A 16,180-nucleotide genomic window follows, 5' to 3' on the forward strand; every position below is an offset into this window, starting at 1 on the left:
GTCACGTCACGCCGGCGCACGGCGGATGCCGGCGCGAGGCCGAGGGCGTCACGCGCCGCCGACGCCCGGCGGCGTGAGGGCGCGGGACACCGGGGCCACCGCGGCCCGTACCCGGAAGTGCCTGACCGTGGGGCACCGGAGCGCGTGAGGCGAGCGCCCGGCGCGACGAGCGGGCCAGAGCCGCGGAGTCACGCAAGGCGAACGCCCCGCGCGACGAGCGGGCCGGGGGCACCGTAGCCGCGTGAGGAGAACGCCCGGCGCTCGGCGCACACGGTGACGCCGACGCCACGACACGCGACGGCACCGCCCGTCGGCGCCCGCCGGCCTCGGGAGGCAGGACCCCAGACGGTCGTAGCCGCGCCCGGGGACCTTCCTCGAAAGCCGCCCGCTCAGCCGTTGGGCCGCAGGGTCCACACCACCGTCATCTCACCGGTCACCGCGCCGTCCGCGCGGCGGATCTCGATCGCCACCGGGAATTCGGGCCGCTCCCCCGCGTCCAGCTCGGCGACGACCTCGGCCGCCGGGCGCCCCAGGGTCGCCGTCGCGGTCACGGCCCCCATCGCGAGCTTGCGGTAACCGATCTCGGCACGGACGGCGAGCGGCACGGCCCGCGACAGCTGGTCCCCGAACGCGGCGAGCACGATCGCCCCGCTCGCGGACTCGCCGAGCGTGAACATCGCCCCGGCGTGCGGCCCGCCCACGTGGTTGTGGAACGCCTCCTGATCCGGCAGAGCCACCACGGCCTTCTCCGGCCTGGTTTCGAGGAACTCGAGGTTCAGGGTCCGGGCCATGGGCACGGTGGCGGCGAGCATCTCGCCGATGGACATCTGGTCTGCGCTCATGCGGTGATGTTACCCATGAGTAGCGTCGAGTGGCCAGGGGCAAGGAGTGGAACCCGCGCGGGGAAAGGCGTGCCACGGCGGAATCGGTACCGCCCTGACGAGGGGCGGTGACCTGTTCGTGTCATGGGCGGCACTAGGGTTTCTGGCCATGTGGCCAGGACAGCAGCCGCCCGGGGGAGAGCAGAACCCGCAGGCGCAGAACAATCCGTACCAGCAGCCGGGATACCAGCAGCCGAATCCGTATCAGCAACCCGGATACCAGCAGCAGCCCAACCCCTACCCGCCGACGCCCCAGTGGGGCACGCCGGGGGTCCCGGGCTCCCCGCAGTCCGGCGGTGGCGGCGGCAACCGGACGAAGGTGGTCGCGATCGTGGCGGCCGCCGCCGTCGTGGTGGCCGCCGGTGTCACCGGATTCCTGGTGCTGGGCGGCGATGCCGACGAGAAGCCGCAGGCCAAGGGCAGTCCGAGCCCGCCGGTGTCGGTCGAGCCGAGCGACTCGGCCTCCTCCTCGACCGGCACGGACGACAACCCGCGCGGCACCGAGACCGAGAAGCCGACCGTCGCGGGCTGGAAGGTCGTCGTGAATCCCAAGTGGGGTATCGCCTTCGACGTGCCCGCGGACTGGGAGGTCCAGTCGCCGGGCCTGAGCCAGGGCTTCGAGTGGAAGGACAAGGAACAGCCCGACGGCTACGACTCGATCATTCAGTCGGGCACGGCCGAGTACAAGTCGAAGTGGTGCACGTCCGACGACGACAAGGACGGCGAGACCGACGAGACCGCGCTGGCCATGGTCGGCAGCAAGGGCGCCGAAGGGGCCAAGAGCACCGACGAGATCGCCATCAACACCCCGGCCTGGTGGGTCTTCGGCGGTTACACCGAGCCGGACCGCAAGAGCATCACCTTCGACAAGAAGGCCACCCCCTTCACCACAGCCTCGGGCGTCAAGGGCAGCTACGCCTGGGCGCAGTCGACGAACACGCCCCAGAAGGGCAAGTGCGACAGCGACGGCAAGGCGATCACCTTCGGATTCAAGAACTCCGACAACGACTACGTGTCGTGGAACCTGTACGGCGCGAAGGGTGTGAAGGACGAGCTGCCCAAGGCGACGATCATGCAGATCCTCGCCACGGTGCGGCTGCACGGGGAACCGACCGGCGGCTGAGGCCCAGGCCCCACCGCCGGTCCCGGGCGCGACCCGCCCGATCATCGGTTTGGCAGATCGGCGGGCGGGCGGGGATAGTCGGCCGGTGACCTCAGCCGCCGACCCCCGTCCCCGCCTGCGCAGACCCTCCTGGGCGGGCCGCAACTACAGCCTGCTGACGGCCGCCGCGTTCGTCACGAGCCTCGGCAGCCACGGAGCCCTCATCGCCGCCGCGTTCGCCGTCCTCGAAGCCGGTGGCGACGGCGGCGACGTCGGGCTGGTGGCGGCGGCCCGCACGTTGCCGCTGGTGCTCTTCCTGCTGATCGGCGGCGCGATCGCCGACCGACTGCCGCGGCACCGGGTGATGGTCGCGGCCAACGCCCTCAACTGCCTGTCCCAGGCGGCGTTCGCCGCGCTCGTCCTGACCGGCGAGCCCCGGTTGTGGCAGATGATGCTGCTGACCGCGCTCGGCGGCACCGGTCAGGCCTTCTTCAGCCCGGCCGCCGAGGGGATGCTGATGTCCTCGGTCCAGGGCGAGCAGGCCGGGCGGGCGTTCGCGGTGTTCAGGATGGCGATGCAGGGAGCGGGTCTCGGCGGCGCGGCCCTCGGCGGGGCCATGGTCGCGGTGATCGGACCGGGCTGGGTCCTCGCGGCGGACGCCGCCGCATTCGCCGTCGCCGGGTCGCTGCGCGCGTTCCTCGACGTCGGTCACATCCCGGCACGCCAGGGGGGTGGCGGCCTGCTGGCCGATCTGCGCGAGGGCTGGCGGGAGTTCAGCGGCCGTCCGTGGCTGTGGGGCATCGTGCTCCAGTTCTCCATCGCCAACGCCGTCGTCGGTGCCGCCGACGCGGTCTACGGCCCCCTCGTAGCCCGGGACCATCTGGGCGGGGCGGGCCCCTGGGGTCTCGCCCTCGGCTTCTTCGGGGCGGGCACGGTGGCCGGCGCGTTGCTGATGACCCGTTGGAAACCGCGCCGCCTGCTCTTCGTCGGCACCCTCTGTGTCTTCCCCCTGGCCCTGCCCTCGGCGGCACTGGCCGTGCCCGTGCCCGTGGGTGTCCTGTGCACGGTGATGTTCCTGACCGGCATCACCCTGGAGGTGTTCGGCGTCTCCTGGATGACCGCCCTGCACCAGGAGATCCCGGAGGAGAAACTCTCCCGCGTCTCGGCCTACGACTGGTTCGGCTCGGTCGCCCTGGTCCCCCTGGCGACGGCCCTCGCAGGCCCCTCCGAGTCCCTCTTCGGCCGCACGGCCTCCCTGTGGGGCTGCGCCGTCCTGGTCGTCGTGGTCACGGCGGCGGTCCTGTGCGTACCGGACGTACGCGGCCTGACCCGCCGCACGAAGCCGGTGACCGGGCGGACGGCGGCCGCGGACCCCGTCGGGCCCCACCCCGAGCCGCAACCGAGCCACGCAGTCCCGGCTCCGGTCCCGGCGGAGCCGGACGGAGACCGCGGCGCGCTCGGGTGAGAGCCGCGGACCACTCCCCCGCCCCCGAACCCGGCGGCCGGCACGGGCCTCCCCGGCCGGTGCGGCGACGGAGCGAACCCCGCGTCCCCACACGGGTGGGGCCGCGGGCCGGTTCACGCGAGGCCGGACGCCCCCTCGGACGGCACGCTTCCCTCGCCCTCCGCGCTGCGCAGCCCCGGCCGGGCTGGAGACACCCGGACCCGCCGCCCGGCCGGGGGGCCGGAAGGGGCCAGGGCCGCAGGGTTGGGAAGCGTGGACCCCTTCACCCGATCCCGAACGCCCCCTCGGGCGGCACCGGTGACGGAACCGCCTCCTCGTCGCTCACCGGGCGCGCCTCGCCGATGAACTCACTCAGTGGCGGGCCGTGTTCGACGCGGGCGGGGAAGGCGTCGGAGGCGGTGCGGCGGGCCAGGGGCGAGACGTCGAGGGGCTGGTGGGCGGCGACGAGGACGGCGTTGCCGAAGCGGCGGCCGCGCAGGACCGCCGGCTCGGCGATGACCGCGAGATGCTCGAACACCTCGGCGAAGGTGGCGAGTTGCGAGCGCAGGAAGGCGAACGGGGCGGCGTCCGCGAGGTTCGCCAGGTAGACGCCGTCGGCGCGCAGGACCCGTCCGGCCTCGCGGGCATAGGCCAGGGTCGTCAGGTGGGCGGGGACGCGGGAGCCGCCGAAGACATCGGCCACGAGGATGTCGGCGGAGGCGGTCGGGGCCGTCTCCAGCCAGCCGCGCGCGTCGGCCGCGTGCAGGGTGATGCCGGTGCCGGCCGGGACCGGCAGGTGCTGGGCCACGAGGTCCAACAGCCCCCGGTCGGCCTCCACGACGTCCTGCCGGGAGCCCGGCCGGGTCGCGGCCAGGTACCGGGGCAGGGTGAACGCCCCGCCGCCGAGGTGCAGCACGTCCAGCGGACGGCCGGCCTCGGCGACGGTGTCCAGGACGTGCCCGAGCCGCCGGGTGTACTCGAACTCCAGGTGCGTGGGCTCGTCCAGGTCGACGTACGACTGCGGCGCCCCGTCGACCGTCAACAGCCAGGCCCGCTCCCGGTCGACGTCGGGCATCAGCTTGGCGGTGCCGTGGTCGACGGCTCGGGTGACGGGTATGGAGTCGTTCACCCTGCCATTCTGCCTGCGTGCCCGCAGGGACGCGGAGCCCACCCGGAGCGCGGGCCCACCCGGAGCGCGGAGCCGTCGAAGGTGCGAGGCACCGCACAGGTGCGAGGCACCGCACAGGTGCGAGGCACCGCACAGGTGCGAGGCACCGCACAGGTGCGAGGCACCGCACAGGTGCGAGGCACCGGTCAGACCCGAGGCACCACAGGAACGCGAGGCACGGCAGTCGCGAGGCCCCACGGAAGCCCGGGGCGCCCCAGCCATGAGGCACCACGGAAGCGCCGGGCACCCCGGCCGTCAGTCACGACAGGAACGCGGGGCACCGCGGGACCGGCCACGCGCCGGCCCGCGGTCCCCCGCGCGCGTCCCGCTGTCACTCGACGGCGGTCACCGTGCCCGCCCCCACGGTCCGTCCGCCCTCCCGCACGGCGAAGCCGAGGCCGGGCTCCAGCGGCACCTCGCGGCCCAGCTCGACGGTCATGGCGACCGTGTCACCGGGCCGCGCGACGGCCGCCTCGGCGAGGTCGACGCGCCCGACCACGTCCGCCGTACGGATGTAGAACTGCGGCCGGTAGCCGGTGGAGACGGGCGTCGAGCGCCCGCCCTCCCGTGTCGACAGCACGTACACCTGCGCAGTGAAACGCCGGCTGGGCACGATGCTCCCCGGCGCGGCCACCACGTGCCCGCGCCGTACGGCGTCCCGTGGTACGCCCCGCAGGAGCAGCGCCACGTTGTCCCCGGCCTGCGCCTCCTCCATCGGTTTGCCGAAGGTCTCCAGGCCGGTCACCACCGATTCGACGCCGGCGCCGAGCACTTCGACCCGGTCGCCGAGACGGACCGTGCCGCGCTCCACGGCACCGGTGACGACGGTCCCGCGCCCGGTGATGGTGAGCACGTTCTCCACGGGCAGCAGGAACGGCGCGTCCACATACCGCTCGGGCATCGGCACGTAGGTGTCGACCGCGTCGAGCAGCGCGTCGATCGACGCGGTCCAGCGCGGGTCGCCCTCCAGCGCCCTCAGCCCGGAAACCCGTACCACGGGCGCGGAGTCGCCGCCGTAGCCGTGCGCGGTGAGCAGGTCGCGGACCTCCAGCTCGACGAGGTCGATCAGCTCCTCGTCGCCCGCGTCGGCCTTGTTGAGGGCGACGACGATGTGGTCGACGCCCACCTGGCGGGCGAGGAGGACGTGTTCGGCGGTCTGCGGCATGATCCCGTCGAGCGCGGAGACGACGAGGATCGCCCCGTCGAGCTGCGCCGCGCCGGTGACCATGTTCTTGACGTAGTCGGCGTGACCCGGCATGTCGACGTGCGCGTAGTGCCGGGTGTCGGTCTCGTACTCGACGTGCGCGATGTTGACGGTGATGCCGCGCGCCGCCTCCTCGGGGGCGCGGTCGATGCGGTCGAACGGCACGAAGGTGCCGGTCCCGCGCCCGGCGAGGACCTTGGTGATGGCGGCGGTGAGCGTGGTCTTGCCGTGGTCGACGTGACCCATGGTGCCGATGTTCAGGTGCGGTTTCGTGCGCACGTAAGCCGTCTTGGGCATGGCGATACCTCGAAGCCTCTCGGAGGGTGCTGTGTGGCGGCCCGGGCGGCGATGGGCACGCCGGCCGGGGCGGGGACCCCGAGGAACTGGCCGACCCTCCCCCTGCGGGGTCCGCCGGTCGATCCGGAGAGGGTCAGCTTCGGGCGCCGTCGACAGTGGCCACGAGAACGGGAACGGCAGCCTTCGGCGCATCCGCGACCGCGGATGCAGCGAGGTGGAAGGCGTACCGGAACATGGGGCCGATCCTCGCCGAGGGTGCGAGCGGTGTCGAACGGTTTTCCCCCGGCGGGCGGGGTCCGGGGCCGCCGCTGGGCGCCCGCGCGGACCGGACTACTCCGTGAGGACGGTCCGGGACAGGGCCCGGCGCTCGGGTGCCGGGATGCCCAGGAAGGGGGCCACGTCCTTCATGTACGCGCGCATCGTCACCGCCCTGGCGGGATCGGCCGCGGCGCCGTACACGACGGTCAGCCGCTCCAGGACGGTGTCGGCGAGAGCGCTCGGCGGTACGTCCGCCGCCGCCGCTCCTGTGACGGTCATGAGACGAACCATACGGCGATCACACATGTCCTTCGGTTAGTGTCGCCGGATGCTCGATGCCCACACCCGCTCTGGGGGCACCGCCACGGCCTCTCCCCGGGCCACCGCCACTGAGCTGGTCGTCCCCGTACCGCTCGCGCCCCTGCCCCTGGCCGCCCCGGCGCCCACGGGGTTCGCCGCGCGCTGCACGAGAGCCGTGCTCTCGCCGTGGGCCCGGTTCTCGCTGCTGGTCGCTCTGCTCCTGGCGGCCGCGTCGACCGTGCTGCTCCTCGAGCCGCAGCGGCTGCTCTCGGAGGGCTGGCCACCCCAACTGGGCGGTGTCGCCGCGGCGTCCGTGTTCGCGGTGGCGTACGGACTGTGCACGGTGGCGTTCGTGCCGCGGCCGTTGCTGAACCTGGCCGCCGGGGCGCTGTTCGGCTCGCAGCTGGGGACCGGTGCGGCGCTGGCGGGCACAGTGGTGGGCGCCGGGCTCGCCTTCGGTCTCGGCCGGATCCTCGGCCAGGACGCGCTGCGACCCCTGCTGCGGGGACGGCTCCTGAAGGCGGCGGACGGCCAGTTGAGCCGGCACGGGCTGCGGTCGATGCTGGCGGCCCGCCTGTTCCCGGGGGTGCCGTTCTGGGCGGCGAACTACTGCGCCGCCGTATCCCGCATGGGCTGGCTGCCGTTCCTGGTCGCGACCGCGATCGGTTCGCTCCCGAACACGGCCGCGTACGCCGTCGCCGGGGCGAGCGCCTCCTCCCCCACCTCGCCGCTCTTCCTGGTCTCGATGGCGGCCATCGCGCTGCCCGCGGCGCTGGGCGCGGTGGTGGCCTGGCGCAAACGCCACCACCTGCGCCGCCGCTGACGCCGCGCAGGCATCCTGCCGTGCGTCACACCCCTTCGAGGATCATCGCGTTGGCGAGACCGCCCGCCTCACACATCGTCTGGAGGGCGTAACGGGCCCCACGTTCGCGCATGGCGTGGACGAGCGTCGTCGTCAGCCGGGTGCCGCTCGCGCCCAGTGGGTGGCCGAGCGCGATCGCGCCACCGTGCACGTTGACCTTGCCGAGGTCCGCGCCGGTCTCCTGCGCCCAGGCGAGGACGACGCTGGAGAAGGCCTCGTTGACCTCGAACAGGTCGATGTCGTCCAGGCGCAGGCCCGCTCGGCGCAGCACCTTCTCGGTCGCCGGGACGACGCCGGTGAGCATCAGCAGCGGGTCGGAGCCGGTGACGGCGAAGCTGTGCAGGCGGGCCAGCGGGCGCAGTCCGAGCCGGGCGGCGGTGTCGCTGGAGGTGATCAGCACCGCCGAGGCGCCGTCGTTGATCGGACTGGCGTTGCCCGCGGTGACGTTCCACTCGATCTGGGGGAAGCGCTCCGCGAAGGCGGGGTCGTGGTAGGCGGGCCGGAGCCCGGCCAGGACGTCCAGGCTGCTGTCCGGGCGCACGCACTCGTCGTGCGATACGCCGTCCAGGGGCGCGGTCTCGGCGTCGAAGAGGCCCTTCTGCCAGGCGTCGGCCGCCTTCCGGTGCGAGGAGACGGCGAAGGCGTCCATCTGGTCGCGCGTGATCGACCACTTCGCGGCGATGAGTTCGGCGCTGATGCCCTGTGGGACCAGGCCCTGCGGGTAGCGCTCGGCGACTCCGGGGCCGAAGGGGTCCTTGCCGGGCGGCACGTTGGACCACATCGGCACGCGGCTCATCGACTCCACACCGCAGGCCACGACGAGGTCGTAGGCGCCGGAGATGACGCCCTGGGCCGCGAAGTGCACGGCCTGCTGGGAGGAGCCGCACTGCCGGTCGACCGTGGTCGCGGGCACCGTCTCGGGGAAGCCCGCCGACAGGGCGGCGTAGCGGGTGGTGTTCATGGCCTGCTCGCCGACCTGGTCGACGGTGCCGCCGATGACGTCGTCGATGAGCGCGGGGTCGACGCCGGAGCGTTCGACGAGGGTGCGCAGGGTGTGGGCGAGGAGTTCGACGGGGTGCACATGAGCGAGGGAGCCGTTCGGCTTGCCCTTGCCGATCGGGGTGCGTACGGCTTCGACGACAACTGCGTCACGCATGGGGGGCCTCCTTGGCCGGCGGGCGGTGACCGGCCCGCCGGAACGCGGCGATTACCGGTGAGTAGGAAATCCGAACCCACCCTAGCGCTGTAGGTTGGAATTTCAAACCCGCGAGTTGGGAAATCCAACCCTCCTCTAGACTGAGCGGCATGGCCGCCTCCACCAAAGACCCGCGTCCCTGCTCCATCGCCGACGCCCTGGCGCTCGTCGGCGAGAAGTACTCCCTGCTCGTCCTGCGGGAGGTGTGCCTGGGCAATGGCCGTTTCGACCAGCTCGTACGCAACATCGGCGCCCCGCGCGACATCCTGGCCACCCGACTGCGCAGGCTCGTGGACGCGGGGATCCTGACCAAGCGCGCGTACAGCGAGCGCCCGCAGCGCTTCGAGTACCGGCCCACCCGGGCGGGACTCGAACTGGAGCCGGTCCTGCTGACGCTCATGGCGTGGGGCGACCGTCACCTGCGCGCGGACGACGACCGCCCCATGGTCGTCGAGCACGTCTGCGGCAACGAGATGGTCCCCGTGGTCACGTGCACCGCCTGCGGCGCCCCCGTCCAGCACGAGGATCTCACCGCCCACCCGCAGACCCCGGGCTGGACGGTGACGGGCCCGGCGGCCGCCTGAGGTTCTCCGTCCGGATCGGACCGCGCGGGCCCGGCGCGATCCGGACGGAAGGCTTCCCGCGTGTCGGCCCGCGACGCGGTCCGGGTGGCCCGGCAGCCGGCCGGACCCCGCTCACCAGGGATGCGCCGCCAGGTACTCGGCGATCTCCTTCCGCTCCCAGGCACCGTCCGCGACGACCACCCGGTAGCGGCGGGTGAGGGTGTCGCCGGGCGCCAGCTCCAGTTCGTCGTGGAAGGCCCAGGACGGGGCGATGCCGGCGAAGGGCTCGTTGCGGACGAACCAGTGCGCCGGGTGGGCCCCCGCGTCGCCGGACTGGTCGTTCTCGGGGGCGTGCGCGAAGACGACCGTGGCGTGGCCGTCGGTACCGTCGTGCTCGCCGGACAGCGCGAGCCAGGGGCCCTGCGTTCCCATCAGCTCGGGCCCCTCCCCTTCGGAGCCGATGATCCGGCCGTCGCGGAAGGCCCGCGGGCCACGCCAGAACAGGCCCGTATAGCCGGCCATCTCCCGTCCGGCGGTGGTCGGACTGCCGAACCTCAGCGGCTCCTCCCGGCGGTTGGTGATCGCGCTGGTCCAGGTCAGCGCCCAGGAACCACCGGCCCGGTCCACGTCGTGCACCTCGATCCGGCGCCGCTCCTCGGCCCACAGCTCCCCGCCGTACGGATGCCAGGTGAGCCGCTCGGCGACGACGACCCGGTCGCCGTCGGCCGTGACCTCGTCGAATCCGGTGTGCGCCATCGAGCCGACGCGCTCGGGGAGTTCGAGATACCCCTCGCCGTGGACGTAGCTGTTGCCGCCCCACAGGTTCGCGCCCGAGAGGTGGGAGGCCGTCAGGGACAGCCCCTTGTGCCAGCGGTGGTCGTTGGGCCGGTAGTCGGTGACGACATCGCCGGCCAGGGTGCGCAGCGGGTGGACGTACGGCTTCGGCGCCTCCCAGGCGGCTTCGGGCCGGTAGACGTAGGCGAGCAGTTCGACACCGGTGTCGCGGTCGGTCACGGTGATGCGGTCCCCGTGGGCGTGGACGAGACGCAGCCCGCTCATGCCGACACCCCCCGGCGGTCGACGGGAGAGACGGTCGGCTCGACGGCGGGTGCCCAGCCGGGGGCACCCCCGTGCAGGGCCGTGTAGAACGGGTCACCGGGGGCGATCTCCCCCCGCTCGACCGTCACGTCCGTGAAGGCCGACTTGTACAGGGCGCTGATCAGTTCCAGGCTGGTGCGCCCGTCGGCGCCGCTGCTGCGCGGCCGCTCCCCCGCCCGCATGGCGGCGACGAGCCCTCGCAGCTGGGCCAGGTGCGAGCTGGGCACGTCGGTGCCGAAGTCCTGCCATGCGGCGGCCTGTTCGGCGGGGACGTCCCGTGCCGGGGTGATCCGCCAGTTCGCGTTGCCGTGGCCGTAGAGATGGGTCAACTCGACGGTGGCCCGCTCGCAGTCGATGCGGATACGGCTGACCTCGTCGGGGCTGAGGACGCTGTTCACGATCGTGGCCATGGCGCCGTTCTCGAACCGGACCAGGGCGGTGGAAACATCCTCGGTCTCCACGTCGTGGACGAGCCGGCCGGCCATGGCCCGCACCTCGCTCCACGGTCCGAGCAGATCGAGCAGCAGATCCATCTGATGGATGCCGTGGCCCATCGCGGGCCCGCCGCCCTCGGTCCGCCAGCGCCCGCGCCAGGGAACGGCGTAGTAAGCGGTGTCGCGGTACCAGGTCGTCTGACAGTGCGCGACGAGCGGCCGTCCCATCGCCCGCTCGGCGAGCAGGCGCCGTACGTGGTCGGAACCGGAGCCGAAGCGGTGCTGGAAGACGATCGAGGCGTACGGCCCTCCCCCGGCCCCCTCCTCGGCCGTCACGGCGTCGTAGTCGGCGAGGGTCGGCACGGGCGGCTTCTCGCACCACACCCAGGCGCCGGCCCGCAGCGCGGCCACGCTCTGCTCGCGGTGCAGGGTCGGCGGGGTGCAGATCGTCACCAGGTCGGGGCGCTGCTCCGCGAGCATCCGCTCCAGGTCGGTGTGAGCGTGCGGGATCCCGCCCTCCGCGCAGAAGGCCTCTACGGCGCCGGCATCGATGTCGACGGCCGCGACGACCTCGGTCTCACCCTCCGCGGCGAGCTGGGCGAGCGCGGGCAGGTGGGAGCCGCGGGCGATGGCGCCGGTGCCTATGACGGCGGCGCGGATCCGGCGTCCGGCGAGCGGAGGGGATGGGGACATGGGCGAGATCAGCACTCCTCCGACGAACGACCCGGCACGGGAGGGAGAGCGGCCTGCTCCGGGGAACGAGATAGCAAGCGCTTTCTCCCGGCAGCAACGTAAGCGGCGCCCCCCTGGCCGGTCAACACATACGCCCTGCTCGGCCGCCGTGCGCGCTTCCCCTGTGCGGCCTCCTTCGAAACCCCTGTGCCGGGCCTGTCACCCAGGGGCGCTACGCTGCCTTCCGACACATCACTTGATCACCACGCGCGGCGGCTCGCCGTGTCCGTCGCCCCCCCCCGATCGGCACTTGGACTCCGTAACCTCATGTCTTGGTTTGAATCACTCATCCTCGGACTCGTCCAGGGGCTGACCGAGTTCCTCCCCGTCTCCTCCAGCGCGCACCTGCGGCTGACCGCGGCCTTCGCGGGCTGGGAGGACCCCGGGGCCGCCTTCACGGCGATCACGCAGATCGGCACGGAAGCCGCGGTGCTGATCTACTTCCGCAAGGACATCGGACGGATCATCTCGGCGTGGTCCCGGTCGCTCTTCGACAAGACGATGCGCAAGGACCACGACGCCCAGATGGGCTGGCTGGTGATCGTCGGCTCGATCCCGATCGGCGTGCTCGGCGTCACGCTCAAGGACCAGATCGAGGGGCCGTTCCGCGACCTGCGGATCACGGCGACGATGCTCGTCGTCGTCGGCATCGTCATCGGCATCGCCGACCGGCTGGCCGCCCGCGACGAGAACGGCGGCCGGCACCGGGCACCCAAGCAGCGCAAGAGCCTGGAGAACCTGGGCGTCAAGGACGGCCTGATCTTCGGCCTCTGTCAGGCCTGCGCCCTCATCCCCGGCGTCTCCCGTTCCGGCGCCACGATCAGCGGCGGCCTGTTCATGGGCTACAAGCGCGAGTCCGCGGCCCGTTACTCGTTCCTGCTCGCCATCCCGGCGGTGCTGGCCTCCGGCGTCTTCGAACTGAAGGACGCCATGGAGGGCGGACATGTGGCCTGGGGGCCGACGGCGTTCGCGACGGTGATCGCGTTCGCCTCCGGATACGCCGTCATCGCGTGGTTCATGAAGTTCATCAGCACGAAGTCGTTCATGCCGTTCGTGTACTACCGCGTCGTCCTGGGCATCGTGATCATCGCCCTCGTCGCGATGGGCGTCCTGAGCCCGCACGCTGCGGAGTCGGCGGGCTGACCCCGCGCGGGCGGCAGTTCACCCGCGCTTCACCGGCGCGGCCGTGCCGTTGCCGGGAGGTCGGCTTTCGACTCCCCGGCGGGCTCCGGTGAGACACCGCCCCGTCACGGACCGGTCGGCACACGGGGCTGCCACGGGCCGGCCGGCAGCGCCACGGCCTGCGCGTGCATCGAAGTCCCGTCCGCCCGGCGACACTGGGGCGCACCCCCCAGAAGCCCGCAGGGGGCACTCCCAGCCGCGTGATCGAGACCGCCCCGACGCACCGGTATCCGGGCACCCCTCCGCCTTGCGACCGCACGCACCGGACGCCGCCGGGCCCGCCCTGCGGGGGGGGCCGCCCGCCAGCCCGGAGGGCGGACGACTCCACTTGCGGTCGGCACACCTAGGGCCTGTCGTCTGGATCATCCCGGCGTCGCGGGGTCCGGCACGTGCGTCTGCGGCGTTGTCGCCGGTTGCCGATGCTCCGCGTCGCCGCCCTCCTCCGCCGTGCAGCCGCACGCACCGGACCCCGCTCGGGTCGACCCCATGGCGCCGCAGCTCACGGCCAGGCTGATCCAGACGACAGACCCTAGTCCGCCGCCACGATCCGATCGACCGCCGCCGTCACCAGTCGTTCACGCTCCGCCTCCGTGAAGACGTCCGGCAGGGTGAGCTGCTCGACGATCAGCCAGTTCAACGTCAGGATGAGCAGTTTGACGGCCATGGCGTCTCCGGGGAGGCCGGACGCCTCGTGGTAGGCGACGTTCGCGTCCACGTCGGCCCGCACCCGCTCGGTGAGGACCTTGCGCAGCTCAGGGCGGCGGGTGGCCTCCAGCCGCAGCTCCAGCAGGGCGAGATAGCCAGTACGGAACGCGGCGATGCGGCCGACCAGCTCACGCATGAGCCCGGCGTACGCCTCCCGGTCGCGGCCGGCCGACCGCTGGCGGGCGATCGTGGCCTCGTCGGGCTGGAGCCGCTCATAGACACGGGCGCCGGCCTGCGTGAGCAGGTCGTCGCGGTTGGCGAAGTAGTTGGACGCGGTGCCGACGGGCACGGCGGCCTCCGTGTCCACCGCCCGGAAGGTCAGACCTCGGGCGCCCTCCCTGGCCAGGACCTCGATCGCGGCATCCACGAGGGCGGCGCGCCGCTCGTCGTTCCGTCTCACCATTGGCACCACTCCAATTGCAGTACTACGTCCGAACCACTACGGAGAGAGTACTACGTAAGGAGTCAGCGCAGATGCGAAAGCTCGTGCACTACGCGCCGTCACGCTGGACGGCCGCATCGCGGGCCCCGGCGGCGAGTACGACTTCGTCCCCCAGGGCGACGAGCGGCAGGCCGCCGCCCACTCGACCCGGATGAACGCGCTGTACCCCGAGACCGTCCCGACCGCCCTCCGCACGGCCGCCGGCATCGCCGCGGACGCACCCGACCGGCACTTCGACACCGTCGTCATGGGCCCCGGCACCTACCGGCCCGCCGCGGGAACACGGCATCACCAGCCCGTACGCGCACCTGCGCCAGTACGTCGTCTCCAGCACTCTCGAGCCCGACGTCGACCCGGCCGTCACCGTCGCCCCCGGCGACCCGCTCACCCTCGTCCGCCGGCCAAGCGGGAGGAGGGAACCGGCCTGGACATCTGGCTCTGCGGCGGTGGCAAGCTCGCGGGCGCCGTCCTGCCCGAGATCGACGAACTGGTGCTGAAGCACTATCCGGTGGTCGCCGGCGCGGGAATCCCGGCGCTCGACGGCGCCTTCGACCCCACCGCCTTCGACGTCGCCGAGCGCACCGCCTTCCCCGACGGCGTCACCGTCACCCGCCTCACCCGCGCCCGGCAGTGAGCGGCGGCCGACGACCGCGCCCGCCCGAGCGGTGGCGGTGGCTCGTGACCAAGCGCATAGGGTTCGTGTAGTCACCCGGTAGCGCAGTGTCAGTGCTTGCCCCTAGGCTGTTGCCCATGTCCCCGAGTTCATCAGGCCCTGGTTCCGTGCGGTCCGCCGCCGAGCTGAACGAGCAGATCCGGGCGCTGTGGCTGCGCGCGGGCGGATCGCTGTCGGCCCAGGAGCGGGCGGAGTACGAGCTGCTGGTGGCGGAGTGGGCCAAGGCCGTCCGCGGCGAGGTCGTGAAGGCGGCCTGAGACCACCCCCGTCGCCGGACCGGCCCCGGCCTCCGCCTCGATCCCGGTCGCGGCCCACGGCCCCTCCACCACCCGCCCCGGCCGCGCCCCCCTCAAGGCTCCCGCCGACACGGCACGCCCCGCCTCCCGTCAGGACCCGCTACGACGGCACCACGACCCCGTTGTGCACCCCGTCCGCCCCCGGCTCCTCGGCCGGGTCGCTGAGTTGCTCCCGTACGTAGTTCCACACCACCGCGAGCACCGCGGCGACCGGCACGGCGAGCAGGCTGCCGACGATTCCGGCCAGGTTGCCGCCCAGCGTCACCGCCAGCAGGACCACCGCCGCGTGCAGGCCGAGCCCCCGGCTCTGGATCATCGGCTGGAAGACGTTGCCCTCCAGCTGCTGCACCACGACGATGATGGCCAGCACGATCAACGCGTCCGTCAGACCGTTGGAGACCAGCGCGATGAGGACGGCCACGAATCCGGCGAACAGCGCGCCCACGATCGGCACGAACGCCGAGACGAAGGTCAGCACCGCCAGCGGAAGCACCAGCGGCACGTCCAGGATCCACAGGCCGAGGCCGATCAGCACCGCGTCGAGCAGACCGACGAGCGCCTGCGAGCGCACGAACGCGCCCAGCGTGTCCCAACTGCGCGAGGCCACCGTGGGCACGTCCACGGCGAACCGGCCGGGCAGCTGACGGGTCAGCCACGGCAGGAACCGCGGACCGTCCTTGAGGAAGAAGAACATCAGGAAGACCGCGAGGACGGCGGTGACCAGACCGTTGACCACCGTGCTCACTCCCGTGACGACGGTGGTGACCATGCTCCCGAGGCCGTCCTGGGCGCGGGCGACCGCACTGTCGGAGGCCTTGGTGATCTGGTCGTCGCCGATGTTCAACGGTGGCCCGGCCGCCCATTCACGCACTCTCTGGACGCCTTCGACCACGCCGTCGGACAACTCCCCGGACTGGGAGGCGACCGGCACCGCGATCAGCGCCACGATGCCTGCGGCGACCAGGAGGAACAGGACGGTCACGAACGCCGCGGCGAGGGCGGGTGGCCAGCCGTGCCGGCGCAGGAAGCGCGTCGGGGGCCAGGCCAGAGTGGTGATGAACAGGCCGACGATGAGGGGCCAGACGATCGACCACATGTGCCCCAGCAGCCAGAGCGCGACCGCGAGCCCCACGAGGAGCAGCAACAATTCGACGGATATACGCGCCGACGCACGGAGTGCGGCGCGGGTCCTCGTGGAACTCAACGTGGCAGACATGCGGCCAACCCTATGGGTACGCCGGTCATGGACACGCACGGCCCCGGTTCCCGCTCAGCAGGGGTCTCCCGGCGGTTCGGGGCACTGATCGGCCGGACATACCCGCACGGCCCTTGGCGCCACGCCCG

Annotated in this window: 14 protein-coding genes and 2 pseudogenes; 7 read left to right on the plus strand and 9 right to left on the minus strand. The window is 72.7% G+C overall.

Going from position 1 to position 16,180, the window contains the following annotated elements; translation table 11 throughout:
- Positions 1-389 precede the first annotated feature (389 nt).
- Positions 390-827 (minus strand): DUF4442 domain-containing protein, encoded by a 438-nt coding sequence (locus tag ACZ5Y0_RS20465; protein ID WP_469130158.1) that lies wholly within the window; start codon positions 825-827, stop codon positions 390-392.
- Between the two features lie 163 nt (positions 828-990).
- Here ACZ5Y0_RS20465 and ACZ5Y0_RS20470 point away from each other — a divergent pair, with 163 nt between their 5' ends.
- Both ACZ5Y0_RS20470 and ACZ5Y0_RS20475 read left to right on the plus strand, forming a co-directional pair.
- Positions 991-2,004: a DUF8017 domain-containing protein gene (locus ACZ5Y0_RS20470; protein ID WP_469130088.1), complete on the plus strand. Its 1,014-nt coding sequence runs from the start codon at positions 991-993 to the stop codon at positions 2,002-2,004.
- Between the two features lie 85 nt (positions 2,005-2,089).
- Positions 2,090-3,448 carry an MFS transporter gene (locus ACZ5Y0_RS20475; protein ID WP_469130089.1) on the plus strand — a complete coding sequence of 453 codons (1,359 nt, stop codon included), beginning with the start codon at positions 2,090-2,092 and terminating at the stop codon, positions 3,446-3,448.
- Between the two features lie 262 nt (positions 3,449-3,710).
- Here the strand turns inward: ACZ5Y0_RS20475 and ACZ5Y0_RS20480 are convergent, their stop codons facing one another.
- The 3 genes and pseudogenes from ACZ5Y0_RS20480 to ACZ5Y0_RS20490 form a co-directional block, all read right to left on the minus strand.
- A complete protein-coding gene (locus ACZ5Y0_RS20480) occupies positions 3,711-4,556 on the minus strand; it encodes a spermidine synthase (RefSeq protein ID WP_469130090.1) in 846 nt (281 codons plus the stop codon).
- Between the two features lie 370 nt (positions 4,557-4,926).
- Positions 4,927-6,096 (minus strand): elongation factor Tu, encoded by a 1,170-nt coding sequence (tuf, locus tag ACZ5Y0_RS20485; protein ID WP_469130091.1) that lies wholly within the window; start codon positions 6,094-6,096, stop codon positions 4,927-4,929.
- 339 nt (positions 6,097-6,435) lie between these two features.
- A pseudogene (locus ACZ5Y0_RS20490) lies at positions 6,436-6,633 on the minus strand (DNA alkylation repair protein); the annotation flags it as partial.
- 49 nt (positions 6,634-6,682) lie between these two features.
- Between ACZ5Y0_RS20490 and ACZ5Y0_RS20495 the strand changes: the two are divergent.
- Entirely contained in the window at positions 6,683-7,477 is a 795-nt protein-coding gene (locus ACZ5Y0_RS20495) for a TVP38/TMEM64 family protein (RefSeq protein ID WP_469130092.1), read from the plus strand.
- Positions 7,478-7,502: 25 nt separating this feature from the next.
- On the opposite strand, the gene ACZ5Y0_RS20500 is transcribed toward ACZ5Y0_RS20495, so the two are convergent.
- Positions 7,503-8,672 (minus strand): thiolase family protein, encoded by a 1,170-nt coding sequence (locus ACZ5Y0_RS20500; protein WP_469130093.1) that lies wholly within the window; start codon positions 8,670-8,672, stop codon positions 7,503-7,505.
- A 149-nt stretch (positions 8,673-8,821) separates the two neighbouring features.
- Between ACZ5Y0_RS20500 and ACZ5Y0_RS20505 the strand changes: the two genes are divergently transcribed.
- The gene (locus ACZ5Y0_RS20505; protein ID WP_469130094.1) at positions 8,822-9,295 is read left to right on the plus strand and encodes a winged helix-turn-helix transcriptional regulator; all 474 of its coding nucleotides are present in this window, start codon (positions 8,822-8,824) and stop codon (positions 9,293-9,295) included.
- A 111-nt stretch (positions 9,296-9,406) separates the two neighbouring features.
- Here the strand turns inward: ACZ5Y0_RS20505 and ACZ5Y0_RS20510 are convergent, their stop codons facing one another.
- Together ACZ5Y0_RS20510 and ACZ5Y0_RS20515 are read right to left on the minus strand one after the other, a co-directional pair.
- Complete coding sequence (locus tag ACZ5Y0_RS20510) at positions 9,407-10,333, minus strand: DUF6807 domain-containing protein (RefSeq protein ID WP_469130095.1); 927 nt, start codon at positions 10,331-10,333, stop codon at positions 9,407-9,409.
- Entirely contained in the window at positions 10,330-11,499 is a 1,170-nt protein-coding gene (locus ACZ5Y0_RS20515; RefSeq protein WP_469130096.1) for a Gfo/Idh/MocA family protein, read from the minus strand. Before ACZ5Y0_RS20515 ends, ACZ5Y0_RS20510 begins: the two co-directional genes overlap by 4 nt.
- 306 nt (positions 11,500-11,805) lie before the next feature.
- Here ACZ5Y0_RS20515 and ACZ5Y0_RS20520 point away from each other — a divergent pair, with 306 nt between their 5' ends.
- On the plus strand, positions 11,806-12,681 hold the full coding sequence (locus ACZ5Y0_RS20520) for an undecaprenyl-diphosphate phosphatase (RefSeq protein ID WP_469130097.1): 876 nt from the start codon (positions 11,806-11,808) through the stop codon (positions 12,679-12,681).
- A 568-nt stretch (positions 12,682-13,249) separates the two neighbouring features.
- On the opposite strand, the gene ACZ5Y0_RS20525 is transcribed toward ACZ5Y0_RS20520, so the two are convergent.
- Positions 13,250-13,828, minus strand: a complete 579-nt coding sequence (locus tag ACZ5Y0_RS20525) for a TetR/AcrR family transcriptional regulator (RefSeq protein WP_469130098.1) — start codon at positions 13,826-13,828, stop codon at positions 13,250-13,252.
- Positions 13,829-13,899: 71 nt separating this feature from the next.
- Between ACZ5Y0_RS20525 and ACZ5Y0_RS20530 the strand changes: the two are divergent.
- Positions 13,900-14,501, plus strand: a pseudogene (locus ACZ5Y0_RS20530) (dihydrofolate reductase family protein).
- A gap of 116 nt (positions 14,502-14,617) precedes the next feature.
- Positions 14,618-14,797, plus strand: a complete 180-nt coding sequence (locus tag ACZ5Y0_RS20535; protein WP_469130099.1) for a hypothetical protein — start codon at positions 14,618-14,620, stop codon at positions 14,795-14,797.
- A gap of 139 nt (positions 14,798-14,936) precedes the next feature.
- Here ACZ5Y0_RS20535 and ACZ5Y0_RS20540 read toward each other — a convergent pair whose 3' ends face one another.
- A complete protein-coding gene (locus ACZ5Y0_RS20540) occupies positions 14,937-16,052 on the minus strand; it encodes an AI-2E family transporter (RefSeq protein ID WP_469130100.1) in 1,116 nt (371 codons plus the stop codon).
- Positions 16,053-16,180: the final 128 nt, after the last annotated feature.

This window comes from Streptomyces sp. NPDC033216, assembly GCF_055577115.1.

Bases quoted from the DNA above. Each gene is read 5' to 3' on its own strand.
- ACZ5Y0_RS20510 (WP_469130095.1), bottom strand. From the start codon at position 10,333: ATGAGCGGGCTGCGTCTCGTCCACGCCCACGGGGACCGCATCACCGTG.
- ACZ5Y0_RS20500 (WP_469130093.1), bottom strand. From the start codon at position 8,672: ATGCGTGACGCAGTTGTCGTCGAAGCCGTACGCACCCCGATCGGCAAG.
- ACZ5Y0_RS20520 (WP_469130097.1), top strand. From the start codon at position 11,806: ATGTCTTGGTTTGAATCACTCATCCTCGGACTCGTCCAGGGGCTGACC.
- tuf (WP_469130091.1), bottom strand. From the start codon at position 6,096: ATGCCCAAGACGGCTTACGTGCGCACGAAACCGCACCTGAACATCGGC.
- ACZ5Y0_RS20495 (WP_469130092.1), top strand. From the start codon at position 6,683: ATGCTCGATGCCCACACCCGCTCTGGGGGCACCGCCACGGCCTCTCCC.
- ACZ5Y0_RS20525 (WP_469130098.1), bottom strand. From the start codon at position 13,828: ATGGTGAGACGGAACGACGAGCGGCGCGCCGCCCTCGTGGATGCCGCG.
- ACZ5Y0_RS20515 (WP_469130096.1), bottom strand. From the start codon at position 11,499: ATGTCCCCATCCCCTCCGCTCGCCGGACGCCGGATCCGCGCCGCCGTC.
- ACZ5Y0_RS20470 (WP_469130088.1), top strand. From the start codon at position 991: ATGTGGCCAGGACAGCAGCCGCCCGGGGGAGAGCAGAACCCGCAGGCG.
- ACZ5Y0_RS20535 (WP_469130099.1), top strand. From the start codon at position 14,618: ATGTCCCCGAGTTCATCAGGCCCTGGTTCCGTGCGGTCCGCCGCCGAG.
- ACZ5Y0_RS20540 (WP_469130100.1), bottom strand. From the start codon at position 16,052: ATGTCTGCCACGTTGAGTTCCACGAGGACCCGCGCCGCACTCCGTGCG.
- ACZ5Y0_RS20465 (WP_469130158.1), bottom strand. From the start codon at position 827: ATGTCCATCGGCGAGATGCTCGCCGCCACCGTGCCCATGGCCCGGACC.
- ACZ5Y0_RS20505 (WP_469130094.1), top strand. From the start codon at position 8,822: ATGGCCGCCTCCACCAAAGACCCGCGTCCCTGCTCCATCGCCGACGCC.